This window comes from Bacillus sp. FSL K6-3459 (assembly GCF_038003305.1).
Lineage (GTDB): Bacteria > Bacillota > Bacilli > Bacillales > Bacillaceae > Bacillus > Bacillus pumilus_O.
Map to the genome: position 1 here is coordinate 1,352,585 of NZ_JBBOOW010000001.1, position 26,012 is coordinate 1,378,596.

Genomic DNA, 26,012 nt, shown 5'->3' on the forward strand with positions numbered 1-26,012 from the left:
CAATTTGAGTAGCCTTTTAGGCTGCTTTTTTTGATTGAAAAAAAGAAATAAAAAATGGTTGACAATGAAACTGATAATCATTATCATTTAGTTATAGAGAGAAGCTACTCTCTGTTCCCCAACCCCTCTATCAGATCAAGATCCAAAAAACTTGGCGCTACCCCCGCCAAGTTTTTTTTGTGCTTTTCATCTTCGCCTCATGCATAGGACAGCCCAATCCTTCCATACAACTTAAGTGATGACAGTTAGACGGTAGGAGGGAACGTCATGATCAAACGTGACAAGCGGCTGCTGATTGATTTGCCTAGACCAGATCACCCAGATGCAAATGGTGCTGCTGCTGTGCAAGAATTACTCGGCGGAAAATTCGGTGAAATGTCCACATTAAATAATTACATGTTCCAATCCTTTAACTTTAGAGGAAAACGAAAACTAAAACCGTTTTATGATCTCGTATCCAGCATTACAGCTGAAGAATTCGGTCATGTAGAACTTGTGACAACAGCTGTGAATCTCATGATTACAGGGACCACCCATGGAGGAGACCCAGATACGACACCGATGAAAGCGGCTGTCGATAAACGAAATACACAGCATTTTATTCAAACGGCTCAAACAGGTTATCCGTTTGATTCCATGGCAAAACCTTGGACCGGAGAGAATGTGTTCTCAAGCGGCAACCTGATTCTTGACCTCCTTCATAATTTCTTCCTTGAATGCGGGGCTCGTACGCACAAAATGCGCGTATATGAAATGACAGATCATCCTACAGCAAGAGAGATGATCGGTTATTTACTTGTGCGGGGCGGTGTGCATGTTGTGGCATATGCAAAGGCGCTTGAGGTAGCTACAGGAGTAGATGTAGGAAAAATGCTCCCGATTCCAAACCTCGACAACAAATACTTTGATTCAGCGAGGAAATTTGAAGACCAAAATATTCATACAAAACTGTACACATTTAGTGATACGGATTACAAAGATATCAATAAAATTTGGAAAGGTAGCCATCCGATTGATGGAAAGCCGCTCACAGTGATTGAGGGCACCCCGCAAGGAGCACCTGTGCCAGATTATCGAGAATTACCGGAAGAGTTTGCCCCAGGCATTTCCAAAGAGGATTTTGACGAAATTGCCAAACGGTTAATGAGATCTGCGGGTTTATAAAAACATGGTGCATGAGATCACAAAAAAGACTCAAACTAAAAAAACAGATTCTTTTTCTTTTTTTGAATTCAAGAGGAAAAATATCATCTGAGAACACTTTATGGTATGATGCTTTGTAGGACTTGTGTATAATCAATACGGGTTCATCTTGAGTTGTTTTTTTGAAAGGAGTCTTTTTTTAGAATGTCACAATTAATGGGTATCATTACAAGGCTGCAAAGTCTTCAAGAGACAGCAGAAGCTGCAAACGAGCCGGCACAGCGTTATTTCGAAGTGAACGGTGAGAAAATCTGTAGTGTGAAGTATTTCGAAAAGAATCAAACGTTTGAATTGACTGTTTTTCAACAAGGGGATAAGCCAAACACTTTCCCATTTGACAACATTGATATGATTTCGATTGAGATTTTTGAGCTTTTACAATCCTAAGCTGAATCGTATGAAATGTTTTTTCTAAGGATTCCTTCGTTTATTTGCGGCAATATACATGTGTCATCATAGGCGCATTGTACAAATGGAAGATGATCATTCTGCGCATATTTCGGATAAGAGACCATGAAAAAGGAGTTCCTTTCTGTGAGTGATTCTTTTTATTACAATCTTTCTGAAGATCATTTAGCGTTTTCTGATGTCGTCATGAGAATGAAAGACTTTATTCGAAAAGACCCTAGATCCGCCTATGTGTTATCAATTGGTACGGACTCTCAGGTCAATCAAAATGTCACAAGATTTATGACTGCAATTCATCTCCACCGGATTGGCAAAGGGGCTTGGGGCTGCCTCACGCAACAAGTGATCGAGAGGCCCGTGCAAAGCCTTAGAGAAAAAATTTCATTAGAGACAGCGTTTAGCCAAAAGGTATGTGCAGACATCCTTGAGGGGCCTTTAACAGAACTGATGGATTTGCTTCTTCCGTTTGCTGAGGAAGGGGCAGACCTTCGTTTTGAAGCCCATTTAGATATTGGCAAAAAAGGAAGTACAAAAGAGCTGATCCAGGAAATGACCGGAATGATCACAGCTATGGGAATTGAAGCTAAAATAAAACCCGACTCATACGCAGCATTTTGCTATGCCAATCGATACACAAAATAAATTCCGTCATTTTTCTCCAAACCTTGTCGAAACGTGCGGTTGACGATTCGATTCTAGTTCCTTATTCTAGCTGTATAGAGAGGAAGCAGACATTCAAAAGCCTGCTAATCAATATAAAAGCATATATGAAACAGGGGGCCTGATGTTGGATGAGCGTCATCGAAAATCGTTTTAATGAAGAAGAGAAAAAGCTATTATTAAACGTATTGCTGAATCAGGAATATGCTGTCGAATTACTAAGCAGTGAGATCAATGATATAGAATGTGGAACAAAAAATGTCGATGACAATACGTATAAGCAATTGATCACATTGTATGACAGAGTAAGGTTTGAGAATTAATAATGATTTAACATTCTATTAGATACTCGGGAGCTGAGTATCTTTTTTATGCAGAAAAAAATCTTTCGACAAATTTCGTTTTAGTTTATGCTTAATGGTAAAGGGGAATGTATGATTGATGATTGAGAGAAAAGGGGTCGAAGAAACATGATAGAGATAGAACCAACTCAATTGCTTGAGTCAACAGTAGCTGAGCATATGATTGATGCAGATAAAGTGGCACATGTTCAAATTGGAAATAATCTTGAGCATGCTCTATTGGTCCTTACAAAAACAGGATATACAGCCATCCCGGTACTAGATCCTTCTTATCACCTGCATGGGTTAATTGGAACGAATATGATTATGGATAAGATCTTTGGTTTAGAACGAATTGAATTCGAAAAACTGGACCAACTGAAGGTAGAAGAGGTTATGCTCACTGATATCCCTAGACTTAAAACGACAGATCCTGTGCTAAAAGGTGTTCACGCTGTAACGAATAATGGATTTGTTTGTGTCGTAAATGAGGAGCAAGTCTTTGAAGGAATATTTACCCGACGTGTTGTATTAAAGCGCTTAAATGAAGTGATTCATGCCGCAAAAAAATGAGCTGAAGCCCAGCTTATTTTTTTTGCCTTCATAAGCAATAATTTATATAATGACCATATGGAATAAGAAAAACTTATAGAGAGAAAGGGGACGCCCATGCAGCTTCAGGAGTTACATATGCTTGTTGTGCTAAGTGAAGAATTAAATATGAGAAAGGCTTCGGAGCGGCTCTTTGTCTCTCAGCCTGCTTTATCCCAAAGATTGCAGACAATTGAAAAAGAGTGGGGAACCAAAATCTTTTTTCGTTCTCAAAAAGGGCTCACCGTGACTTCGGCAGGTGAACAGATCATTCAATTTGCAAAAGAAGTAACAGTTGAGCAAGATCGAGTGAGAGAACGAATCGATGAACTTGAAGGGGAAATTCACGGTACGCTAAAGCTTGCAGTTGCCTCTATTATTGGGCAGCACTGGCTGCCAAAAGTGTTAAAGCGATATGTCGAAAAATTCCCAAATGCGAAGGTATCACTTGTGACCGGCTGGAGTAGTGAAATGCTCAAAAGCTTATACGAGGATCACGTACACATTGGGATCATTCGCGGAAACCCTGATTGGAAGGGAACTAAGGAATACTTAATGACAGATCATTTATATTTAGTCGATTCTGTTATCAAAGACGTGGACGAGTTAATCGAGACAGAACGCCCGTTTATTCAATTTAAAAGCGACAGCACGTATTATCAGGAAATTCAGCACTGGTGGCATCAAAAATTCAAAGTGTCTCCAAAGCAGACGATTCTAGTGGACCAGATTGAGACGTGTAAACAAATGGCCTACCACGGTATCGGCTACGCCATTTTGCCTTCAGTCACCTTATACGACCATGAAAAAAGTGTTCATAAAACACCGCTTGTTGACGTGAATGGAGAGCAAATTGGACGTGATACATGGCTGCTAGGCTATGAAGCTTCTTTTCAATTAAAACAGGTGCAAGCATTTGTTGGTGTGGTCAAAGAAATGCTTGAAAGCGATGCGGTATAAGTATCTTCTTGGAAGAGGAAGGTGCTTTTTTTAGGTGAGTGATCATTTACTTAGATAGAGCGAATGATAGAGGAGACTTCAATCTTATGAAAAACAATCAATTAATCAAAATACACAAACCTGAATGGGGAGATCGTTTGCGTGCGAGGTGGCGTGAACGTTTTGCTAGTCATCTTTCAATGAAAGAACAAAACGAGATATCAATAGATGCTTTTTTATGGCATTTATGCAGTTTTGAAATGGTTACATGTCTTGAAAAGGCTGAAGCGATAGACGCATTTCTTCAGCAATCAAAGGATAAGTGCACTGTTTTTTATCAATTTGTGGATGATGCATATCTTTTCGAAAATGCCAGCTCTCTTTCCATCAATGATTTACCATATCAAACGAATCATATGGATTATAACGATATGTATGTGATGGATTGGAATGAAAAATGGACATTTGTAATGACGCACGAAACGGATTATGGTCCATATTTTATTCAGATAGATGAAACGAACGAATGAGAAACCGATGATCTCTTCAATACGAAAAACCCGCCTTCCAATTGGGAAGAGCGGGTTTTTCATTGAGTTAAAGTAATAATTAGTCAAAGCTTTTTCATGAAATCATTTGACAATGAAAATCATTATCATTTAAAGTGTACATATAATAATTGAAAATGATTATCATTTAGATGAGGTGACCAATAGATGAAAGCACTAATTGCATTTGCGAGTATGTCTGGTAATACAGAAGATATGGCAGCGATTATAAAACAAACACTAGAAGGAAAAGGGATCGATACGGAGATGTTGGAATTTGATGATACAAGTGCAGAGGACCTTTCTTCATACGATTATGTGTTCATCGGTTCTTATACATGGGGTGATGGTGATTTACCTTATGAAGCAGAGGATTTTTATGAAGAGGTTTCTGCACTTGAACTAAGTGACATCAAAGCAGCTGTGTTCGGATCTGGAGATTACAGCTATCCGAAGTTTTGTGAGGCTGTCCATACATTTCATGACATGCTCAAATCAACTGGTGCATCTGTATTCCCTGAAACACTGAAAATGGAGCTTGCGCCTGATACAGATGAAGATGTGGCGTGCTGTCAGGAATTTGCGACAAGCTTTTTAACGTGGGCGGCGCTATCTAAGAAACGAGTTGAAAATCATGTTTCATAAAGGGGCGACGGCCGTTGCTGCATCTAAAAGCGGCGGGTACTTTGTCGCTGTAAAACGTGAAGGTATTTTTCACTACAGTGTGGAGAGCGGGTGGCAGCAACTGTTTAAACTCAAGCATAAAATTCATGCCATCAGCTATATTGGACCTTATTTGTTCGGGGTTGGTGAAAACGGCACAGTGATTAGATCTGGAGATGAAGGTCATACATGGGCGCTATCATCCTTTCCAACAAATGCAGTCGTTTGGTCTATTACAGGACGCAAAGACGGGTTTGTGTGTGCACATGGAAAACATAGTATTTATGTGTCAAATGATTTCGGGATTTCCTGGGAAATTATGAAGCCATTTGCTCATGTGAACCACCCGCCTGTCATTCGTTCTTTGTGTGCTGCAGGTGATCATCTTTATATTGGAACTCAAATTCATGAGGTTCACGGAGGAATATGGGTGTATAACTTGGAGAGTGAACAGGTTTTCCTCCTAAACAGAGAGGAGCACCGGATGACAGCTTCTATGCTGCTGTGTCATGAGCATCTGCTTGTTTGCGCATTGGGGTCAAAAAAAGGCAAAAAGGGATCTGTTCAAATTTTAGATTTACATACCAATAGGCTGCATGATATTCAATCACAAGCCTTTGCTAGAGAGGAATCATTTTTGGATGTGTCAGAGGATAATGGCATTGTGTATGTGACAACTTCACAAGACGAATACGGATTTTCTAAAGTGTATCAGCTTGATATGGAACAAAAAGAGCTCAAGTGGTTTGATACGATCAAAGGACACGGTTTTCGTGTAGCCAATCAAAATGAAAACTTTTTCTGTGCTGGTTTATATGAAAGCAAGTTTGTAAGACCATATGAGGAGCCGGCATTGATTCATTGATAAGGAGGAAGAAAAAGTGACAGAAAAGGTTTTACTAGTGTATGCCACGATGTCTGGGAATACAGAAGCGATGGCAGATTTAATTGCAAAAGGAATAACAGAAGCAGGGGCTGGTGTGGACCGTCATGAAGCGATGGATATTGATGCAGAGCTTCTCAATGATTACACGCACATTATGTTAGGTGCGTACACATGGGGTGATGGTGACCTTCCTGATGATTTTATTGATTTATATGAAGAAATGGAAGAGCTTGATTTAACGGGAAAAGCATTTGCTGTATTCGGTTCTGGGGACACATCTTATGAGCATTTTTGCGGAGCTGTTGACCTAATCGAAGAAAAAGTGAAGGAACTTGGCGGGGACATTGTCCTGCCATCCGTCAAGATCGAGCTAAATCCAGAAGGAGAAGAAGAAGAGAAATTGATTTCTTTTGGCAAACAATTTGTTCATCTTCACCAGCAGGAAGCGGGGTAACCGGTCCCGCTTGTTTTATTTTCCATTGAAGAGTCAACTCTTTCACTTGTCATTAAAACTCTCCTTTGGTACAGTAATGAAGTATAAATTAATAGGAGGACATACATACATGAAACAAATGGACGCTAATGAAATTATTTCATTTATTCAAAATAGTACAAAATCAACACCTGTCAAAGTCTACATCAAAGGTGATTTAGAAGGTATTGAGTTTGGTGAACAGGCAAAAACGTTCATCACAGGAAACACTGGAGTTGTTTTCGGTGAGTGGAGCGACATTCAAGTAGCGCTAGAAACGAACAAAGACAAAATTGAAGATGTTGTCGTTGAAAATGATCGCCGCAACTCTGCCATCCCAATGTTAGATTTAAAGAACATTAAAGCACGTATTGAGCCAGGTGCAATCATTCGTGACCAAGTTGAAATCGGTGATAATGCAGTCATCATGATGGGGGCTTCTATTAATATCGGTTCTGTGATCGGCGAAGGTACAATGATTGACATGAACGTGGTGCTTGGTGGCCGTGCGACAGTAGGTAAGAACTGTCATATCGGTGCTGGATCTGTTCTTGCAGGTGTCATTGAGCCACCGTCTGCTAAGCCAGTTGTCGTAGAAGATGATGTTGTCATCGGTGCGAACGCTGTTGTTCTAGAAGGTGTGACAATTGGTAAAGGTGCAGTCGTAGCTGCAGGTGCGATCGTTGTGAACGATGTAGAACCTTACACAGTTGTAGCAGGTACACCTGCAAAGAAAATCAAAGACATTGATGAAAAAACAAAAGGTAAAACAGAAATTAAACAAGAACTGCGTCAGCTTTAATTCATAATTCGCAGCTGAAGACATAGACGTGGATGATATATCCACGTCTTATTCGTATAGAGGAAAGGAAGCGAGTTCACTTGTTAAATCGTGAGCAATTGATATCCATTCGAAGAGATTTACATCAAATCCCTGAGCTTGGTTTTAAGGAATTCAAAACACAAGCGTATCTCATCAAACATCTTGATGCTTATTCAAAAGATCGCATTGAAATGGAAACATGGCGAACTGGACTTTTTGTCAAAGTAAAGGGAACAAATCCTGAGCGCGTATTTGCGTATCGTGCAGATATGGACGGGCTGTCTATTCCTGAGGATACAGGGTATCCATTTCAATCAGTACATGAAGGGAAGATGCATGCGTGTGGACATGACCTTCATATGACCATTGCACTTGGGGTCATTGATCATTTCGTTCATGAGCCAATCAAAGAAGATCTATTATTCATGTTCCAGCCGGCAGAAGAAGGTCCGGGCGGAGCTGAACCGATGCTGACAAGTGATGTGCTGAAAAAGTGGACGCCAGATTTTATTACAGCACTGCATATTGCACCTGAATATCCTGTCGGAACGATAGCCACAAAGCCAGGGCTGCTTTTTGCTAATACGAGTGAGCTTGTGATTGATCTTGAAGGAAAAGGTGGACACGCTGCTTACCCTCATTCAGCGAATGATATGGTTGTGGCAGCGAGTGCACTTGTAGGTCAGCTACAATCGGTTATTTCTCGTAATGTCGATCCTCTTGATAGTGCGGTCATAACGATTGGTACGATTACCGGAGGAACGGCTCAAAATATCATTGCGCAGCATGCAAAGCTTGATGGCACCATTCGTACACTTTCACCAGAATCTATGGAAAAAGTGAGAAAGCGAATTGAAGCACTAGCAAAAGGGATTGAAATTGGCTACGAATGCAAGGCAACCGTGCGATACCCTTCATCTTATTACGAAGTGGATAATTCAAAGGAACTGACAGAAGAATTTATGTCATATGTTGCTGAAGAAGGGCTTGCGAATGTGGTTGAATGCAGAGAAGCCATGACAGGAGAAGATTTTGGCTACATGCTGAAAAAATACCCTGGCTTCATGTTTTGGTTAGGGGTCGATTCAGAATATGGCCTGCATCATGCAAAACTTATGCCTGATGAAAAAGCGATAGAAACAGCAGTAAATGTTATGACGGCTTATTTCAAAAAGCAAGCAGGTGAGAATGAATAATCAAGCTGCCTCCTGTACACCTTATGAACAGGAGGTGTTCTTGATTATGACAAGAATTGGTGTAGAACCATCTTTATCCGATGTAGAAGAACTACTGAAGCAAAAAGGATATGACGTCGTACGTATTCAAAATGAACAGCAAATGGATCAGTGCGACTGCTATGTCGTCACAGGACTAGATTCAAATGTTCTTGGCATTTCAGACACAACGACAAAGGCATCTGTGATTACCGCGTCTGGTATGACGGCTGATGAAATTTGTCAAGAAGTAGAACAGCGTGTTCAATAAAACAAACCATAAAAAGAACCGGTAGATTATCGTCCCGGTTCTTTTTGCTCTTTTTCTATATCGAGTACTTCTTTCATTTTTTTGCGCAAGATTCGTTCTACCCGCCATTGCTCCATTGTTTCGGTCTTAGCAATGATGCGCAGTACAAGGGAGGAGGATCCGAACGCCTCCACGCCGACAACTTGAGGTCCTTCGATAATTTGAGGAATGTCTTCCCGCACTTCATCACACGCCGCTTGAAGGGCAGTGATCATTTGATCCACATTCTCTTCTGGAGATAGCTCGATATCAACGAGTGCCTGCATAGTCCCTCTTGAATGATTGCTCACGTTCAATATGCTTCGATTTGGAATAAAATGAAGGGTGCCGTCAAAGCTTCGAAGCTGCGTGGTCCTAAGTCCAATTTGTTCAACGATCCCATCAAATCCAGCAACTGTTATATATTCTCCTACATCGAATTGTTTCTCTAATAGGATAAAGAATCCTGTCACAATATCACTTACTAGTCCTTGAGCGCCAAAACCGATCGCAAGCCCCACAACGCCTGCACCAGCTAGCAAAGCGGTCGGGTTATAATGAAATAAGTCGAGGATCATGACGACTAGAATAAAAATCAATAAGTAGGCGAAAATATTCAACGTAAGACTTTGTAGCGTTTGAGCTCTTGATAAAGAGACATCGTGCTTTTCGGAGAATGTGGAATAAGCACGCTTAATCATCTTATTTCCGATGGCTCTAATGATAAAGTAAATCGCGAAAATAGCGATTAATTTTAGCAAAATCATACTGCTATTGAGGATAATGGAAACCCAATCTACTTGTTCAAATGCTTTCATGATCTTCAAAACCTTTCTATGTATGCTCTAATAGAGATGCTAATCATTTGTTCCCTTCTGCAAGACATGTTAAACTTTTATTAAGTGGAACAAGAGATTGTGACAAATCGTTAATTAAATTTATTATTAATTAATATTGACTAAAAACCGCTTAAGTATTATAATTGTAATTGTGAAGTTATTAACTAAATGAGAATTTCAACTTTTGATTCTCATTTTATATACAGCTTAGAAGCCTGTATAAAGATATTATTTTTGGAGGGATTTACATATGGCAGAGCGTTTTGTAGGAAAACAAGCTCCACGTTTTGAAATGGAAGCAGTACTTGCTAACAAGGAATTTGGTAAAGTGAGTCTAGAAGAAAACATGAAGAATGACAAATGGACAGTTCTTTTCTTCTACCCAATGGATTTCACATTTGTTTGCCCAACAGAAATTACAGCAATGAGCGATCGTTATGATGAGTTCGAAGATTTAGATGCTGAAATCATTGGTGTATCTACTGATACAATCCATACGCATCTTGCTTGGATCAACACAGACCGTAAAGACAATGGTCTAGGTGAATTGAAATATCCGCTAGCGGCTGACACAAACCACACAGTATCTAGAGAATACGGCGTTTTAATTGAAGAAGAAGGAATTGCACTTCGCGGTCTATTCATTATCAACCCAGAAGGCGAACTTCAATATCAAACAGTATTCCACAACAATATCGGTCGTGATGTAGATGAGACATTACGTGTTCTTCAAGCATTACAAACTGGTGGACTTTGCCCAGCGAACTGGAAGCCTGGTCAAAAAACACTTTAATTGATAGCTGAAGAAACAGGAGGGTCTAACTAATGTTAGACCTTTTTGTTTCGACACATACAATGGATGGAGGCGCTTCATAATGAAATTACGTCAACCAATGCCAGAGCTAACTGGTGCAAAAGAATGGTTAAATGGAGAAGTAACAAAAGAAGATCTAATTGGTGAGAAACCAACTTTGATTCATTTCTGGTCAGTCAGCTGTCACCTTTGTAAAGAGGCAATGCCTCAAGTCAATCAATTCCGTGATGAATACAAGGATCAACTAAACGTGATAGCCGTTCATATGCCGCGTTCAGAGGATGATCTAGATCTAGATAAGATCAAAGAAGTTGCGAAAGAGCATGAAATCACGCAGCCAATTTTTGTGGATAGTGATCATAAATTAACAGAAGCCTTTGAAAATGAATATGTACCAGCATATTACGTATTTGATAAAACAGGTGCTCTGCGTCACTTCCAAGCTGGCGGAAGCGGAATGAAAATGCTTGAGAAACGTGTCAATCGAGTGCTTTCTGAGTCTGAAAAGGCTGCAGAATAGGCTTCCCCCCATAAATGGGGGTTTTTTCATGGACAAAAATAGGCGACCTATTGCACGGAATGGACTTATTCTTCTTAAGAAAAGAGAAATTGAGGGAGTTTATTAAAAAATATTCCTGAAGCAAAAAGGTATAACGACCTATTTACATTTTTGTTTTGAAATGAAAATGTAAAGATTTTAACTTTTTACTATTCAGAACGTTTTTGCACAAAAGAAATTTCAGTTTGGTAAATAACGATGTAAATCAAGTAGTATAAGTGTTTATTCAAATTTTTTACAATATTTTAAGGTTTGTCAAAAGCCTTTAGTGGCAATGAAATGGATGCCGATTGTTCCTCTTTGGCAAAATTTTAGTTGAAAATACCTATCTGATAACAAACTGTAAAATGATAAAAAAATAGTTGATAAAATTAGTTTTCTAATCTAATATTTACTATAGAATATTTTTTATATGATGAGGGGGAAATCCATTGTTTAATGAGAGGGAAGCGTTACGATTACGATTGGAACAATTAAACGAAGCAGAAGTAAAGGTCATCCGTGAATATCAAATTGAGCGAGATGCGATTTATGCAAAATTAAGAGAATTAGACCGTCAAGGAACAGGTCTAGTGTCAGATACAAAAAAAGAAGTGCGTACAGAAAGAAAAACGGATTCACTGCCTGTATTAGCTGAGCTGGCTGCACAGGAAATGAGAAGCTACCAGCCGCCTGCACAATCACAATCAAATTCTGCATCAACTTTAGGAACAGGGCAGCTAAACAGTGCGCCTGTAGGTATTCCTGAAGGATCTACAAGACGCAGAAGAGGCACAGCTCGCCCTGGCTCAAAGGCAGCTAAGCTTCGTGAAGCTGCGATCAAAACGTTAAAGCGTCATAATGCGGCGATTAAAAGCTCTGAACTTCAAAAAGAAATTGAAAAAGAGAGCGGTCTTGAAATTCCAAATATGACAACGTTTATGCAAAGCTTAATTAAAATGTATCCTGAAGTGAAAAAGCCATATCGCGGACAGTATATTTTAGAAGGCGATATTCAAACAGAAGACGAATAAATAAAAAAGAAACTGCTGACGTCAAGCCAGCAGTTTTTTTATTGCGAGAATTACTTTTTTTGATCAACCGTATAGACAATTTTTCGTTCCTTTGGCAGGTGGTCACGCTGTTTTTTGAAACCGTCAATCTTCACTGTCATGATCTCTCCATTTTGCTGCACCGCATCAACTTGTGCTTGGAGCGTTTGAACTTGTTCGTTCAGCTTTTTCAAGATAGGTTCGATTTCTTCCGTTGTTTGTAGGAGGGTTTCTCGAGAGAATGGCTGTGGATTTGTTTGGGCTGACTGATCAATATCAGCAAAATGAGATGCGATCCATTCCTCGCTTTCGGCTAACTGCTTTTGATAGCTGATGAGCGTTTCATAAAAAATCGCTTCCTTCGCTTTTTCGATTTGCAGTAATTTCTCTTGTGTTTCATAAAAACGCTCCTGCAGGTGTTTAACGCCTTCCTGTAATAGATGAAGCTCTGCGTTTTTATCACTTAATGTTTGCTGTAGTTTCTCAATCACAGCGGATAAAGTATTTCCTTTTTTCTCCTCTTTTGCAAGCCGTTTATCTTGATCCTGCATCCGTTCATTTAATTGTTGAGAGATTTCTTTATATTTGATGACTTTTAAATGCAACCGGTGTTTTTCTTCCGTTTCTTTCCTTCTATGAAAGGTTTCTTTTTGGAGCATTTCATGAAGAAGGACTATTTTATGTAATAATTCAGATTTGCTGTAGGAAAGATCCTGTATTTTTGAGGCCGTATGATCTTGAGCAATGGTCATTTCATCCAATTGTTGCTTTAATTGCGTGTAATCCTTTTTCATCTCATGATATTCTTGAGTTAACTTCTTATTTTTAGAATACGTATATGAGGACTGTAAATCAGAGATCATTTGTTGGTATTTTGCTGCTTCCGCTTTTAAGTACAAATTCTCTTGAGATAGATCATGGAATAGGGGAGAAGCATGGCGCTTGTTCATTGATAGACCCTCCTTATTCATGTTATCAATAAAGTATGCGAGATGAGAGTGATTAGAACAACCATATCAAAGGAGGGAGAGCGGATGGACGTAGTCAATGTCATGTTAGCTGGAGGAGCATCGAGACGTTTTGGAGAGCCAAAGGCAAGTTATATGTATCAAGGAAAACCACTATATGAGCATGTGAAAAAACAGCTTTTGAAAGGACAGACGGTCATCATCAGCCATCCATCACTTCTGACCTTTTTCAAAGAAAGAGGTGAACGAGATGTGTGGTTAGATGATGAACAGGTGCGCGGATATGGGCCGCTTGCAGGTATGTATACGGCGATGCAAAAGAAAGAAGCAGCATGGTATTTAGTGACGGCATGTGACATGCCTTTCATACGGAGGGAGACCGCCGAAGCATTATCGTCCTATTGTAGCGAGCACGTAGACGCAATTATCCCGCTTGTTCAGGGCAGATTACAGCCTTTATTTGCGCTTTATCACCACCGCTGTCTGCCGGCCATTGATGCGTGTTTAAAAGAGAACCAATTAGCTATGAAAGATTTAATACAAAAGCTAAAGGTTCGTATCGTCTCAGAGGAGGAACTGAACGCAACGCCAAACGAATTTCGAAATATCAATAAAAGAAACGATTTACCTGAAAACGGTATGATATGATACATAAAAATGGTGAGGAGAGAACAGCATTGAATGATCGATATTCAAGACAAATCTTGTTCCCTCCGGTTGGGGAAAAGGGTCAGCGTGCGCTTGCTGACAGTCATGTTCTAATTGTTGGAGCGGGTGCACTTGGAACGGCCTCAGCAGAAGGGCTTGTCCGGTCTGGGATCGGCACGTTAACGATAGTAGATCGTGATTATGTAGAGTTTTCAAATTTACAGCGGCAGCAGCTTTACACAGAACATGATGCAAAGGCACATGTGCCAAAAGCAGTTGCGGCAAAAAAACGTCTCCAAGAGATCAATCATGAAGTAACCATAGATGCCCTAATTGAAGATGCAGGTGTTGAGCTGTTAAGACCGTTATTTCAAAACGCAAATATTGTCATTGATGCGACGGATAATTTTGAGACGAGAATGATCATGAATGATTTATCGCAGGAAACGAAGACGCCTTGGATATATGGCGCTTGTGTAAGCAGTCAGGGGATGTATATGACCGTTTTGCCGGATAAAACGCCGTGTTTATCGTGTGTCTTTACAGAAATGCCTGTTGGCGGCTTGACGTGTGATACAGCGGGGATTATTTCTCCAGCAGTTCAGATGGTTTCTGCTTATCAGCAAACAGAGGCGCTAAAATATTTAACAGGACATGAAGATCAAATCGAACGGAAATTTGTCACATTTGATCTTTGGCAGGCGACCTCGTTTAAAATGGATTTGTCTCTTACTAAGCAGACTGACTGTCCATCTTGTGGCAAAGATAGAACCTATCCTTATTTACACGAGCAACGTAAAAAAACGACGATTCTATGCGGGCGGGATACCGTACAAGTTGTATCTAAGGATTTAGCTAATCTATCATTTCAACATGTGAAAGAACGGCTGTCATCTATTTGTGAGATGGAAGTGAATGACTTCTTAATCCATGTCCGCTATGAGTCATATCGTATTGTCATTTTCAAAGGTGGACGTGCATTAATCCACGGGACAAATGATGAAAAAGCAGCCAATTCATTACTAGCAAAACTGCTAGGGATATAGGAGTGAAGTGTGATGGAAAGACGTCAGCCAATTCCAGTACAAGAAGCCATTCAGAAAGTCCATCAATATGAAAAGTATGGAGAAGTAGAATGGGTGCCTTTAAGAACTAGCCTTGAAAGGTTCATTGCAGAAGATATTTTGGCAGATCATGATGTGCCTGCATTTGATCGTTCCCCGTATGATGGTTTTGCACTTCGGGCAGAGGATACAAAAGAAGCGTCAAGCGAGCATCCGGTTGAATTTGAAGTCATTGATCATATTGGGGCAGGAATGGTCTCAGCAAAAACCGTCGGTCCCTTCCAAGCCATCCGTATCATGACAGGAGCAAAAATCCCGAATGAAGCAAATGTCGTCATCATGCTTGAGCTGACTAAAACCTTTGAAAAAGACGGAAAATCATATATGTCACTTAAAAGACCGCTGAAAAAAGGGGACAATATTTCTCGTCAAGGAGAAGAGGTACTTGAAGGGAATGTGATGCTCAAAAAAGGAACCAAAGTTACTCCGGGCGTGACAGCCTTATTGGCGACATTTGGATATGCGGTCGTCCCAGTGGTCAAAAAGCCAGTGATTGGCATCATCTCAACAGGCACAGAACTTCTTCAAGTGAGTGATGCGATGGTGGACGGGAAGATTAGAAATAGTAACCTTAGTATGGTTTATGCTCAGATCCTCAAAGCTGGGGGTGAGCCGCTTGATTTAGGTGGTGTGTCCGATGATTTTGACAAAAGCTATCAAGCAGTCAAAGCAGCCTTAAGCAAAGTAGACTTCTTAATCACAACAGGCGGAGTTTCAGTAGGTGATTTTGACTTTCTCCCCGCAATTTATGAAAAGCTGGGAGCTGAAGTGCTATTTAATAAAGTGGCCATGAGACCCGGAAGTGTGACGACGGTTGCTGCAATGCCAAATGGTCAACTGCTGTTTGGCCTGTCAGGAAATCCTGCTGCCTGTTTTGTTGGCTTTGAATTATTTGTGAAACCGATGATCTATAAATGGTCTTTGAAGAAACAGCCGTTCCCTGATTTTGCTGAGGCGAAGCTGACACACGATTTTCCAAAAGCCAATCCGTTCACTCGGTTTGTCAGAGCAGCACTTCAATTCACAGGCAGTCAGCTCAGTGTGACCCCAACAGGTCTTGATAAATCAAGTGCCGTGACATCAATTGCAGAGGCTAACTGTTTCATCGTGCTGCCAGGTGGAACAAGAGGTTTTAAGGCCGGTGATCAGGTACATGTTCTGCTGTTTCAGCACGAAGGCGAGGGTTCCCCATGCTGGATGACACATTAAGTATATTACAGGTGGTCGGTTATCAAAACAGCGGAAAGACGTCGTTAATTGAAAAGATCTGTCAGCTAGCTGTACTTGATGGGCTGAAGCTAGGCTGCTTTAAACACCATGGACATGGCGGTAAACCAGATTGTCTTTTGAAAGAAAAAGACACCGATCGATATGTCGGGGCGGGTGCATTTGCCGCAGGCGTGGAAGGCGAGGGTGAATTTCACTTTTCGATGCAGCACATCACGTTAAAGCAATTGCTCAGCATGTGTCAGCATCTTCCATTAGACGCAGTCTTGATAGAAGGGTATAAACAGGCACCATACCGCAAAATCGTTTGTGTGAAGAATGAAGAGGAGCTTATTGATCTATCAACACTTTCCAATATACAAGCAGCTATTTATTTTTCTCAAGAGTTTCAGTTAGCCAAAAATTACTCTTTTCCAGTGTTTTCAGCCTTTGAAAAGGATGCGAATCCATTTTGTTATAACTTATTGAAGGGAGGCGGCTCTTTTTGAGTGAACTTTTTAAAATAACAAAAGTGCCGATTGATGTGAATGAATTGATTCAGCACGTGACAAGTCGGAAGGCAGGAGCCATTACGACGTTTATCGGGACGGTCAGAGAGTGGACTAACGGTAAGAAGACGTTGCGCTTAACTTATGAAGCTTACATACCAATGGCAGAAAGCATGCTATGTCAAATTGGACAGGAAATCAAGAAACGGTGGCCTGATACTGAAGCCGCCATTGTGCACCGGATCGGAACACTTGATATAACGGATATTGCTGTTGCGATAGCCGTTTCATCTCCTCATAGGAAGGCTGCGTACGAAGCGAACGAATATGCTATTGAGCGAATTAAAGAAATCGTGCCAATTTGGAAAAAAGAATATTGGGAAGACGGGGAGGCCTGGATAGGTAATCAGCTTGAAACAGTTTCATATCCTGAGGGTAAACCTAGCGATCTTCAACTAGCTAAGAAAGAAGGTGATCAGCTTGATTAGTGTATTATTGTTCGCCGGCCTTGCTGAAAAGGCCGGTAAACAACAAATCATCATTCAAAAAGATCAAACAACGGTTGATGAGATTAAATTAGAATTACAGGAGGTATATGGTGTTGATGCTGCACAAAACGTGATGGTTGCAGTCAACGAATTATATACGAGGGGAAACGCTGAAGTGCGTAGCGGGGACACTGTTGCATTCATTCCTCCTGTAAGTGGTGGATAATAGATATTAGAGGATTTGGTTATGGCCAGCGGCTGTAACCAATTTTTTATGTGTGAAAAGATTGTAGAGGTATTTGGGTGTGATCTTCGTAAATAAAACATCCCCTTCGTGCTTTAGAAATGTGAGGATCGAGCTGTTGTATCAGATCATACAATTCGCTAATTCGTCTCACATTGAAATCTGTCTGTGCTTGAAGCTGTTCTTTTAATTCTTTTGTGCTCACAATGCTTCCCTTTTTCTCTTTAATAATATCTACACATCTAGCAGCGTAGTATATTTTGTCATTAGAGGGTCTGCTTTCTTTCATATCAAGTAATTTGAGCTCATGATAAATCAGTTCTCTTTCCTTTCGAAAGTATTGCCATGCTTCTTGTTCCTTTTCATAAAGTAAAATCAATTGCGTTTTCAATTTTTCTCTTAACATTCACTTGACTCCATTTCCACTATCATTTAACCTACCTCTATTTTACATTATATGAAAAAATAACTTTTGATCAAGTAAAATCATGATATTTTTAATTTTTTAATATGAAAGTATTGTTACTAAAGGCTCATTTGTTCTATAAAAGAAACCAATCATAGTCCTATAAAGCCGGGATTTGTTGAAATTACTAGGATTATTTTAACAAAAAATTGTTGTGTCTCACGAAGATCACCCAAATTCAAAGGAAAAGGATATTTATTCCGAAAGACATGTGTTTTTTTGATAAAATGATTTTTACGTCAGTAAACCTCTATTTTTTGATATGAATATGGTCTGGTTATGGTGTCATTTGGAGGATGTCATTCATGATAATAGAATAATAGATCATTTTTTCCCGCAATGAAAACAAGAAAATCAAATCAGCCATCACTTATTGGCAATCTTTTGATAAAATAGAAAGATAAAGAGAGAACATGTGCGTTTGCATACTTGCGTGGCATAGAGAGGATGACATTTGATGAAAGAAAATGTGCAAAAGCCTACGATCATTGGAGTGAGTACAAGACCTTCAGAGCACCTGAAAAGAGTATGGGAGAATCCGGTGGTTTGGTGGCCTTTAACTTGTGTCCTTCTTTTAACAGTGATTGTGACTTATTTGTCAGAGCTGGTGAATGAAGGAATGTGGGCAGATTTAAGCTTGCCGGTATCGGTCGTTTATGTGGTGACGCTTATTGGTCTCCTTCTCGGGCTTGTGGTTAATGCTGCAATATATAAGCTTATCGTATTTTTAGCAAAGGGGGATGCATCGTTTCAGCAGCTGTTTTCAGCGGTCCTGTTTATTACACCAGTTACGATCGTTGGGACGATTATTTCTCATCTGTCCATCATTCTGTTCCATGTACCAAAAAACACCACAATCACCTCATTAAATGCACTCATTCAAACGTCTGGTCCATGGCATGCTGTGCTTGCCAATATAGATCTATTTGTGATCTGGAATCTTGTTTTAACAGGCTTTTTATTGATGAAAGTTGGTCATATATCGCCAAGAATAACTTGGACTATTATAGGAGTCTTTTATCTCTTATCTATCATTTTTCAATATGTAGGAACTGCAATCACCATATCAGTAAGCTGGGGGTAGAATGTCTTTATGAGAAAGAAAATCATCATCGGATCCATTTTTATTATTGTTATCGGTCTATTTATTGGCTTTAACATTGCAAAAAATCAATCAAATCCTGCTTCAACAGCAGCGATTAAAACAGTAAAACCCATGCAAAAAGAAATCACCACTAAGGTCATGACGCCAGGCACACTTTCATTCTCTGAAGAGCAATTCATTTATGCAGAAGAGGACAAGGGACATTTGAAGGGGATTTCTGTAAAAGAAGGAGAAAAGGTAAAGCCTGGAACGCCGCTTCTTACATATGAAAATAGGGAGCTAGAGCTTGAAGAAGAGCAGCAAGCTCTTGCGGCTGAATCCAGTACGTTAAAACGCGAACAATTACAAAATAGATTGAACGAATTAGATAAAAAACAAGAAGGTGACTCTGCTGCCAATCCTAAAAACGAGCGAGACCAGCTTGAACTAGAGCTGAAAGCAGCTGAATTAGAACAAAAACAAGCAGAGATCAGCCAAGAAAAAGTAAAAGCACAAATAGAAGATTTAATCGTACATAGTAAAATTGACGGTACAGTGATTTCCATTGAGCAAGAAGATGGGGCCGGAAAGCCGGAAGAAAGGCAGCCGATTATTCATATTGGCAATGAGAAAAAAATGATTGTGCGAGGATTGATTTCTGAGTATGACGCCATAAAAGTGAAAAAGAAACAAAAAGTAAAGATCACGTCTGATGTCATTCGCGGAAAGAGCTGGCAAGGGGTCGTGAAAAAAGTGGGAGTTGTACCTGCTCAGGCAACATCCGAAACAACTGCTGGTGATCAAACGGTGCAATATCCAGTTGAAATCGAAATAAAGGGAAAAAAACCTGAAGCAAAACCTGGTTTTAAAATGATCATGGAAATTGAAACAGATAAGCGGCAAGCACTAACGATTCCTGAATCAGCTGTAAAAAAAGAGGATGATGGACAATACGTTTATGTAGTCAAAAAGAATGTACTTAAAAAAGTAAAAGTGGAGCTAGGGGAAACGTCAGGTAAAGACCTTGAAGTGACAAACGGTGTCGTAGCTGAGGATCAAATCATTTCTCATCCATCAGAGGACATGTATGACGGAATGGAAGTGAATGCTGAATGATTCAGCTTTCAAACGTGACAAAAAGCTATGAGGTTGCCCAAGAAGCATTTGATGTATTAAGTGAGATCGATCTTGCCATTGAAAAAGGCGAGTATATGTCCATTATGGGCCCGTCTGGCTCTGGAAAATCGACGTTAATGAATATCATTGGCTGTTTAGACCGGCCAACTACAGGACAATATCGTTTTCAAGGAAGAGAGCTGTCAGCAGCAAAGGATCAAGACCTCGCAGTGATTCGAAATCAATTCATTGGATTTGTCTTTCAGCAGTTTCACTTGTTGCCGAGGTTAAATGCGAGGCGTAATGTTGAGCTTCCGATGATTTACGCTGGTATCAGTCAAAAGGAAAGAAAAGAACGCGCAGAGATGGCACTTGAAAAGGTTGGTTTGGCAGACCGAATGAAACATATGCCAAGTGAGTTGTCGGGAGGGCAAAAGCAAAGGGTGGCAATTGCCCGTGCAATTGTCAATAAGCCGCAGCTTATCTTAGCAGATGAACCGACAGGCGCTCTTGACTCAAAAACAAGCTTCTCCATCATGGAACAGTTTACGAAGCTGAATGAGGAAGGGACAACGATTGTACTTGTTACCCATGAAGAAGAAATAGCTGCATATACAAATCGAACGGTCGTTGTAAGAGATGGACGACTCGTTGAAGATAGATTGACACAAGGGGACGCTATGAATGAAACTCTTTGAAAATATCAAAATAGCGATGAATTCTGTTTTAGCTCATAAATTACGTTCTATTTTAACGATGCTTGGGATTATTATTGGTGTTGGATCAGTCATTGCGGTTGTAGCTATCGGTCAAGGCGGCGAGCAAATGCTAAAAGGATCGATTTCAGGTCCAAACAATACCGTTGATATGACGTATACGCCTTCTGACGAAGAGTTAAATGCAAATCCTAATGCTTTATTCGACGCCACATTTACTGAAGAAGACATTAAAAGCATTAAGACAATGAATGGAGTGAATCAGGTTGCCTCTTCGACTGCGCAAGGAATGCAGCTGAGATTTCAAGATACGACAGTGGACGCGACAGTTAACGGTATAAATGAAGGGTATACGAATGTCCATTCATTACAAATAGCAGAAGGACAGAATTTAAAAGATATTGACTTTAGAAGCGGCAGAAGAGCCGCCCTGATCTCTGAAGGCTTACAAAAAGAATTATTTAATGGCAAGAAGGCCTTGGGCGAAATGATTTGGATGAACGGACAGCCAGTTGAAGTCATCGGTGTTTTAGCCAAACAGAAAGGGATGCTTTCATTCGATATGAATGAAATATATGTCCCATTTGCAATGCTCACCTCCACATTTGGGATCAATGAATACGATAAGTTGTCAATTCAAGTCGCACATGCTGATCAAATGAAGGAAGTAGGAAAGAATGCGGCTGCATTATTAAATGAAAATCATCATACAGAAGATGCTTATGAAATGATCAATATGGAAGAAATCGCAGAAGGCATCGGTCAAATCACGTCCGTTATGACAACAATCATTGGCTCCATAGCTGGAATTTCTTTACTTGTCGGCGGTATCGGCGTGATGAATATTATGCTTGTTTCTGTGACAGAGAGGACAAGGGAAATCGGTATTCGAAAAGCAATTGGAGCAACGAGGGCTCAAATACTCGTTCAATTTTTAATTGAGTCTGTCGTGTTAACCTTGATCGGTGGGTTGATGGGGATTGCACTAGGTATAGGCGGTGCCTCGTTAGTATCACTCATTGCTGGCTGGCCGTCCTTAGTATCTTGGCAAATCATCTGTGTAGGTGTGCTGTTTAGTATGCTTATTGGGATTGTTTTTGGGTTAATTCCTGCAAATAAAGCAGCAAGACTAGATCCGATTGATTCTCTTAGATATGAATAATTTCGATAGAACAAAAGCATACAAACAGTTTGAATTCCGCTGTAATCAAGTATCAAAAGCTTTTATGCATATCGCATAAAAGCTTTTTTTAGTTCTATTGAATGAAATGAAAAATGATAGAAATGCTAAGATCATGACTTTCATCTTAATGTCACATATTTTTCAGTTTACAAATGGTACATATAAAGGTAAGATGACCATGGTGAAAGATTTTGATAGTTATTGAATGTATTTGATTGTTTTGTATTGATAATGTTGAAAAAAGCGATTACAATAAAGGTGCGCGCAAAATGAATACGTTTTCAAAAGGGGGTGTTTTCATGTTAACACCGGAAAGACATCAACTCATTATCGACTGTTTAGAAGAAAATGATGTCATCAAAATACAGGACTTAACGATTATGACGGATGCGTCTGAATCTACTATTAGAAGAGATTTATCAGCCCTTGAAGAAAAAGGATTTTTAAAAAGAGTCCATGGGGGAGCAGCCAAGATATCAAGTATCCGTCTTGAACCAGATGTATTTGAGAAATCTGCCAAAAACCTTCAAGAAAAGTCATTGGTTGCAGAGGCAGCTGCTTCACTTTTAAAACAAGGCGATTGTATTTATTTAGACGCTGGTACGACCACACAGCAAATGATTGAATATATCGATCCAGATCAAGATATTGTTGTGGTGACAAACGGTGTTATGCACATTGAAGCACTCATGAGAAAAGGCATTTCTTTTTACCTGATAGGCGGATCAGTGAAACATCGAACAGGAGCCATGGTCGGAGCCGCAGCTTTGACGGCGATGGAACATTATCGTTTTGACAAAAGCTTTGTTGGGACGAACGGTATTCATCCCGAGGCGGGGTTTACAACACCTGATCCAGAGGAAGCGCTCATGAAAAAAAGGGCCATGAAGCAGGCGAAAAAAACCTATATCTTAACAGATGCCTCAAAGTTTGGCGAAATATCGTTTTCAACCTTTGCTAGTTTACAGGAAGCCACCATTATCACAAACGACGCAAAAGAGGATTCATTCGATAATTACCATGAAAAAACGGTTATAAAGGTAGTGAAAACATGATTTATACAGTTACTTTAAACCCATCAGTTGATTACATCGTACACGTGGAGGATTTTGCAGTCGGTGGTTTGAATCGTTCAACCTATGACAAAAAATATCCGGGCGGAAAAGGAATTAATGTCTCAAGACTTTTAAAACGTCACGGTGTTGAATCAAAGGCGCTTGGATTCATAGGTGGATTTACAGGCAAATATATTCAAGACTTTTTACAAAACGAACAATTACAAACGGCCTTTCACGAGGTGTCAGAAGATACACGAATTAATGTGAAACTAAAAACAGGTGAAGAAACCGAAATCAACGGACTCGGTCCATCAATTACTGAAGCGCAATTTGATTCGTTTCTGTCTCAATTTACTTCATTGATTGAAGGAGATGTCGTTGTGTTAGCTGGCAGCATTCCTTCTTCATTGCCTCATAACACGTATGAACGTATTGCTGAGGTATGCGAAAAGCAAGGCGTTAGAGTGGTCCTTGATATTTCTGGAGAAGCCTTAAAAAAAGCAGCAGGCTTGAAACCGTTCTTAATGAAACCAAACCATCATGAACTAGGCGAAATGTTTGAGACAAGTATCTCTACTTCGGAAGAAGCCATTCCTTATGGGAAGAAGCTGTTAGAACAAGGTGCTGAACATGTCATCGTATCCATGGCTGGAGATGGTGCTCTCTTATTTAGTAAGGAAGGGATTTATCAGTCCAATGTTCCAAAGGGTACGCTTGTTAATTCGGTTGGTGCAGGGGATTCGGTCGTTGCAGGATTTTTAGCCGGCGTTTCGAAAGGTCTTTCGATTGAAGAATCATTTAAGCTCGGCGTCACATCAGGCAGTGCTACAGCATTTTCTGAAGAGCTTGGGACAAAAGAGCTTGTCGACACACTATTACCACAAGTAAAAGTCACACGCATTTAAAGGAGGAGTCATCATGAAAATAACAGAACTACTCACAAAGCAGACCATTAAGCTTCAATTAGACAGCCAGCAGAAAGAAGCAGTCATTGAAGAACTAGTCACTGTTTTAGATACAGCAGGCAAGTTAAATGATAAAGAGGGCTACAAAGAAGCGGTGATCAACCGTGAAAAACAGAGCTCTACTGGTATTGGTGAAGGAATTGCTATCCCTCACGCTAAAACAGCGAGTGTCAAAGAGCCTGCTATTGCATTTGGTCGCTCGGTAGCTGGTGTAGATTATGAATCGCTGGATGCGCAGCCGAGCCATCTTGTCTTTATGATTGCAGCAACTGAAGGCGCAAACAACACGCATTTAGAAGCGCTTTCTCGTTTATCAACACTTTTGATGCGTGAAGAAATCAGAAAGCAACTACTTGAAGCGGCTTCTGAAGATGAAATCATTGATATCATCAATACGCATGATAAGGACGATGAAGAAGAAGAGGAAGTTCAAGAGGAGCCTGTTGTAGCAGGTAAACCAGCTAAGATTTTAGCAGTAACAGCTTGCCCAACAGGTATTGCACATACATTTATGGCAGCAGATGCTTTGAAAGAAAAAGCGAAAGAAATGGGCATTGACATTAAAGTCGAAACAAACGGCTCTGGCGGTATTAAACACGCCCTTACTGCAAAGGAAATCGAAGAAGCACCAGCCATTATTGTGGCAGCGGACAAGCAAGTGGAAATGGAACGATTTAAAGGCAAACATGTCATTGAAGTACCTGTGACAGCAGGAATCCGTCGTCCGCAGGAGTTGATTGAAAAAGCAGTTAATCAAGATGCGCCGATCTATAAAGGCTCTGGCGGCAGTTCTTCAAAAGACGAACATGAGTCATCTGGCAAAGGGAGAAGTGGTTTTTACAAGCACTTAATGAGCGGTGTAAGCAACATGCTTCCATTTGTTGTCGGAGGCGGTATTCTTGTTGCAATTTCATTCTTCTGGGGAATTAACTCAGCAGATCCTAAAGACCCTTCATTTAATTCATTTGCAGCTGTATTAAAAGGCATTGGCGGAGATAATGCACTTGCCTTAATCGTGGCTGTATTAGCTGGATTTATTGCGATGAGTATTGCAGATCGTCCAGGTTTTGCGCCGGGTATGGTCGGTGGATTTATGGCGTCAGCAGCAGGTGCAGGATTCTTAGGTGGACTCATTGCTGGTTTCCTTGCTGGTTATGTCGTTGTGTTACTTAAAAAAGTATTCACATTCGTACCGCAGTCACTCGATGGGATTAAACCGGTTCTGCTGTATCCATTGTTCGGTATTTTCTTCACAGGTATCATCATGCATTACATTGTGAACACACCAGTAAAAATGGTGATGGACGGATTAACTCATTGGCTTGAAACTTTAGGTACTGGAAACCTTGTCTTAATGGGCATTATCTTAGCAGGTATGATGGCGATTGATATGGGTGGCCCAATAAACAAAGCGGCTTACACATTTGGTCTTGCGATGATTGCTGCTGGAAACTATGCACCGCACGCTGCTATCATGGCAGGCGGAATGGTACCACCACTAGGTATTGCACTTGCTACAACAATTTTTAGAAATAAGTTCTCAAAACGTGACCGAGAAGCAGGGATTACATGCTACTTCATGGGAGCTGCCTTCATTACTGAAGGGGCGATCCCGTTTGCAGCGGCTGACCCTCTACGAGTGATTCCTTCAGCTGTCATTGGAGCAGCTGTGGCTGGTGGATTAACGGAATTCTTTAGAGTCACGCTTCCTGCACCGCACGGCGGACTATTCGTTTTCTGGGTAACAAATCATCCAGTTCTTTATATCATTAGCATCTTAATCGGTGCCGTTGTAACAGCGATTTTACTTGGTATTTTGAAAAAACCAGTGAAACTAGAAGCGTAATTCAGAAGAGAAGCATCGTGAAGAGCGGTGCTTCTTTTTGTTTAAGTATGAACAAATTAGGAAAAAATATCTAATTGAATGGTTGTCTTGTGAATTTTTAATTGACATGTG

32 protein-coding genes are annotated in these 26,012 nt (G+C 40.3%); 29 read left to right on the forward strand and 3 right to left on the reverse strand.

The annotated features are described in order from the left end of the window. The first annotated feature begins 267 nt into the window (after positions 1–267). The 13 genes from MHI35_RS06680 (at position 268) to MHI35_RS06740 (ending at position 9,019) form a co-directional block, all read left to right on the forward strand. Positions 268–1,164: a manganese catalase family protein gene (locus MHI35_RS06680; protein ID WP_012009782.1), complete on the forward strand. Its 897-nt coding sequence runs from the start codon at positions 268–270 to the stop codon at positions 1,162–1,164. A gap of 183 nt (positions 1,165–1,347) precedes the next feature. Beyond that, complete coding sequence (locus MHI35_RS06685) at positions 1,348–1,590, forward strand: YkuJ family protein (protein ID WP_003212254.1); 243 nt, start codon at positions 1,348–1,350, stop codon at positions 1,588–1,590. Positions 1,591–1,737: 147 nt separating this feature from the next. Next, positions 1,738–2,253 carry a ribonuclease H-like YkuK family protein gene (locus MHI35_RS06690; protein ID WP_144523231.1) on the forward strand — a complete coding sequence of 172 codons (516 nt, stop codon included), beginning with the start codon at positions 1,738–1,740 and terminating at the stop codon, positions 2,251–2,253. 149 nt (positions 2,254–2,402) lie between these two features. After that, on the forward strand, positions 2,403–2,594 hold the full coding sequence (abbA, locus tag MHI35_RS06695) for an antirepressor AbbA (RefSeq protein ID WP_003210802.1): 192 nt from the start codon (positions 2,403–2,405) through the stop codon (positions 2,592–2,594). Positions 2,595–2,741: 147 nt separating this feature from the next. Continuing rightward, positions 2,742–3,185, forward strand: coding sequence for a cyclic-di-AMP-binding protein CbpB (gene cbpB, locus MHI35_RS06700; RefSeq protein ID WP_003210874.1), 444 nt, complete (start codon positions 2,742–2,744; stop codon positions 3,183–3,185). 96 nt (positions 3,186–3,281) lie between these two features. Further along, the gene (locus MHI35_RS06705) at positions 3,282–4,163 is read left to right on the forward strand and encodes a LysR family transcriptional regulator (protein ID WP_144523230.1); all 882 of its coding nucleotides are present in this window, start codon (positions 3,282–3,284) and stop codon (positions 4,161–4,163) included. Positions 4,164–4,249: 86 nt separating this feature from the next. Then, positions 4,250–4,672 (forward strand): DUF4275 family protein, encoded by a 423-nt coding sequence (locus tag MHI35_RS06710; protein WP_088003931.1) that lies wholly within the window; start codon positions 4,250–4,252, stop codon positions 4,670–4,672. Between the two features lie 186 nt (positions 4,673–4,858). Continuing rightward, a complete protein-coding gene (locus MHI35_RS06715; RefSeq protein WP_335349093.1) occupies positions 4,859–5,335 on the forward strand; it encodes a flavodoxin in 477 nt (158 codons plus the stop codon). Next, a complete protein-coding gene (locus MHI35_RS06720; RefSeq protein WP_335349094.1) occupies positions 5,325–6,218 on the forward strand; it encodes a WD40/YVTN/BNR-like repeat-containing protein in 894 nt (297 codons plus the stop codon). The genes MHI35_RS06715 and MHI35_RS06720 overlap by 11 nt, the downstream gene beginning before the upstream one ends. A 16-nt stretch (positions 6,219–6,234) precedes the next feature. After that, positions 6,235–6,693: a flavodoxin gene (locus tag MHI35_RS06725; protein WP_417894677.1), complete on the forward strand. Its 459-nt coding sequence runs from the start codon at positions 6,235–6,237 to the stop codon at positions 6,691–6,693. Positions 6,694–6,802: 109 nt separating this feature from the next. Further along, entirely contained in the window at positions 6,803–7,513 is a 711-nt protein-coding gene (dapD, locus tag MHI35_RS06730; protein WP_211063904.1) for a 2,3,4,5-tetrahydropyridine-2,6-dicarboxylate N-acetyltransferase, read from the forward strand. A gap of 32 nt (positions 7,514–7,545) precedes the next feature. Beyond that, positions 7,546–8,730, forward strand: a complete 1,185-nt coding sequence (locus tag MHI35_RS06735; RefSeq protein ID WP_335349095.1) for an N-acetyldiaminopimelate deacetylase — start codon at positions 7,546–7,548, stop codon at positions 8,728–8,730. A gap of 46 nt (positions 8,731–8,776) precedes the next feature. Then, the gene (locus MHI35_RS06740; RefSeq protein ID WP_003211408.1) at positions 8,777–9,019 is read left to right on the forward strand and encodes a YkuS family protein; all 243 of its coding nucleotides are present in this window, start codon (positions 8,777–8,779) and stop codon (positions 9,017–9,019) included. 26 nt (positions 9,020–9,045) lie between these two features. Here the strand turns inward: MHI35_RS06740 and MHI35_RS06745 are convergent, their stop codons facing one another. Then, a complete protein-coding gene (locus MHI35_RS06745; protein ID WP_144523224.1) occupies positions 9,046–9,855 on the reverse strand; it encodes a mechanosensitive ion channel family protein in 810 nt (269 codons plus the stop codon). A gap of 271 nt (positions 9,856–10,126) precedes the next feature. Here MHI35_RS06745 and ahpA point away from each other — a divergent pair, with 271 nt between their 5' ends. The 3 genes from ahpA to rok all read left to right on the forward strand — a co-directional run bounded on the left by ahpA (position 10,127) and on the right by rok (position 12,262). After that, a complete protein-coding gene (ahpA, locus tag MHI35_RS06750) occupies positions 10,127–10,669 on the forward strand; it encodes a biofilm-specific peroxidase AhpA (protein ID WP_003211758.1) in 543 nt (180 codons plus the stop codon). An 82-nt stretch (positions 10,670–10,751) separates the two neighbouring features. Next, entirely contained in the window at positions 10,752–11,210 is a 459-nt protein-coding gene (locus MHI35_RS06755; protein WP_050945138.1) for a TlpA family protein disulfide reductase, read from the forward strand. Positions 11,211–11,680: 470 nt separating this feature from the next. Further along, on the forward strand, positions 11,681–12,262 hold the full coding sequence (gene rok, locus MHI35_RS06760; protein WP_144523223.1) for a transcriptional regulator Rok: 582 nt from the start codon (positions 11,681–11,683) through the stop codon (positions 12,260–12,262). Between the two features lie 50 nt (positions 12,263–12,312). On the opposite strand, the gene MHI35_RS06765 is transcribed toward rok, so the two are convergent. Beyond that, positions 12,313–13,230 carry a sigmaE regulated sporulation protein gene (locus tag MHI35_RS06765; protein ID WP_144523222.1) on the reverse strand — a complete coding sequence of 306 codons (918 nt, stop codon included), beginning with the start codon at positions 13,228–13,230 and terminating at the stop codon, positions 12,313–12,315. An 84-nt stretch (positions 13,231–13,314) separates the two neighbouring features. Between MHI35_RS06765 and MHI35_RS06770 the strand changes: the two genes are divergently transcribed. From MHI35_RS06770 to moaD, 6 genes are read left to right on the forward strand one after another with little or no spacing between them, the layout of a single operon-like run. Then, positions 13,315–13,896: a molybdenum cofactor guanylyltransferase gene (locus MHI35_RS06770; protein WP_211063903.1), complete on the forward strand. Its 582-nt coding sequence runs from the start codon at positions 13,315–13,317 to the stop codon at positions 13,894–13,896. Positions 13,897–13,925: 29 nt separating this feature from the next. After that, positions 13,926–14,942, forward strand: coding sequence for a thiazole biosynthesis adenylyltransferase ThiF (locus tag MHI35_RS06775; protein ID WP_144523220.1), 1,017 nt, complete (start codon positions 13,926–13,928; stop codon positions 14,940–14,942). Positions 14,943–14,951: 9 nt separating this feature from the next. Continuing rightward, the gene (locus MHI35_RS06780) at positions 14,952–16,229 is read left to right on the forward strand and encodes a molybdopterin molybdotransferase MoeA (RefSeq protein WP_260983052.1); all 1,278 of its coding nucleotides are present in this window, start codon (positions 14,952–14,954) and stop codon (positions 16,227–16,229) included. Further along, complete coding sequence (gene mobB / locus MHI35_RS06785) at positions 16,211–16,735, forward strand: molybdopterin-guanine dinucleotide biosynthesis protein B (protein ID WP_335349096.1); 525 nt, start codon at positions 16,211–16,213, stop codon at positions 16,733–16,735. The genes MHI35_RS06780 and mobB overlap by 19 nt, the downstream gene beginning before the upstream one ends. Further along, positions 16,732–17,223, forward strand: coding sequence for a molybdenum cofactor biosynthesis protein MoaE (locus MHI35_RS06790; protein WP_335349097.1), 492 nt, complete (start codon positions 16,732–16,734; stop codon positions 17,221–17,223). Before mobB ends, MHI35_RS06790 begins: the two co-directional genes overlap by 4 nt. After that, entirely contained in the window at positions 17,216–17,449 is a 234-nt protein-coding gene (moaD, locus tag MHI35_RS06795; protein WP_065097192.1) for a molybdopterin converting factor subunit 1, read from the forward strand. Before MHI35_RS06790 ends, moaD begins: the two co-directional genes overlap by 8 nt. 46 nt (positions 17,450–17,495) lie before the next feature. Here the strand turns inward: moaD and MHI35_RS06800 are convergent, their stop codons facing one another. Further along, positions 17,496–17,873 (reverse strand): Rok-like winged helix domain-containing protein, encoded by a 378-nt coding sequence (locus tag MHI35_RS06800; protein WP_003211488.1) that lies wholly within the window; start codon positions 17,871–17,873, stop codon positions 17,496–17,498. Positions 17,874–18,390: 517 nt separating this feature from the next. On the opposite strand from MHI35_RS06800, the gene MHI35_RS06805 reads away from it, so the two are divergent. The 7 genes from MHI35_RS06805 to MHI35_RS06835 all read left to right on the forward strand — a co-directional run bounded on the left by MHI35_RS06805 (position 18,391) and on the right by MHI35_RS06835 (position 25,901). Beyond that, the gene (locus MHI35_RS06805; RefSeq protein ID WP_012009800.1) at positions 18,391–19,017 is read left to right on the forward strand and encodes a YIP1 family protein; all 627 of its coding nucleotides are present in this window, start codon (positions 18,391–18,393) and stop codon (positions 19,015–19,017) included. Between the two features lie 9 nt (positions 19,018–19,026). After that, positions 19,027–20,133, forward strand: coding sequence for an efflux RND transporter periplasmic adaptor subunit (locus MHI35_RS06810; RefSeq protein WP_144523216.1), 1,107 nt, complete (start codon positions 19,027–19,029; stop codon positions 20,131–20,133). Continuing rightward, a complete protein-coding gene (locus MHI35_RS06815) occupies positions 20,130–20,831 on the forward strand; it encodes an ABC transporter ATP-binding protein (RefSeq protein WP_144523215.1) in 702 nt (233 codons plus the stop codon). Before MHI35_RS06810 ends, MHI35_RS06815 begins: the two co-directional genes overlap by 4 nt. Next, positions 20,818–22,011: an ABC transporter permease gene (locus MHI35_RS06820; protein WP_144523214.1), complete on the forward strand. Its 1,194-nt coding sequence runs from the start codon at positions 20,818–20,820 to the stop codon at positions 22,009–22,011. The genes MHI35_RS06815 and MHI35_RS06820 overlap by 14 nt, the downstream gene beginning before the upstream one ends. A 320-nt stretch (positions 22,012–22,331) precedes the next feature. Then, entirely contained in the window at positions 22,332–23,087 is a 756-nt protein-coding gene (locus tag MHI35_RS06825; protein ID WP_144503347.1) for a DeoR/GlpR family DNA-binding transcription regulator, read from the forward strand. After that, the gene (gene pfkB / locus MHI35_RS06830) at positions 23,084–23,995 is read left to right on the forward strand and encodes a 1-phosphofructokinase (protein WP_144523213.1); all 912 of its coding nucleotides are present in this window, start codon (positions 23,084–23,086) and stop codon (positions 23,993–23,995) included. The genes MHI35_RS06825 and pfkB overlap by 4 nt, the downstream gene beginning before the upstream one ends. Before the next feature lie 13 nt (positions 23,996–24,008). Next, positions 24,009–25,901 (forward strand): PTS fructose transporter subunit IIABC, encoded by a 1,893-nt coding sequence (locus MHI35_RS06835; RefSeq protein WP_211063899.1) that lies wholly within the window; start codon positions 24,009–24,011, stop codon positions 25,899–25,901. The last annotated feature ends 111 nt before the right edge of the window (positions 25,902–26,012 follow it).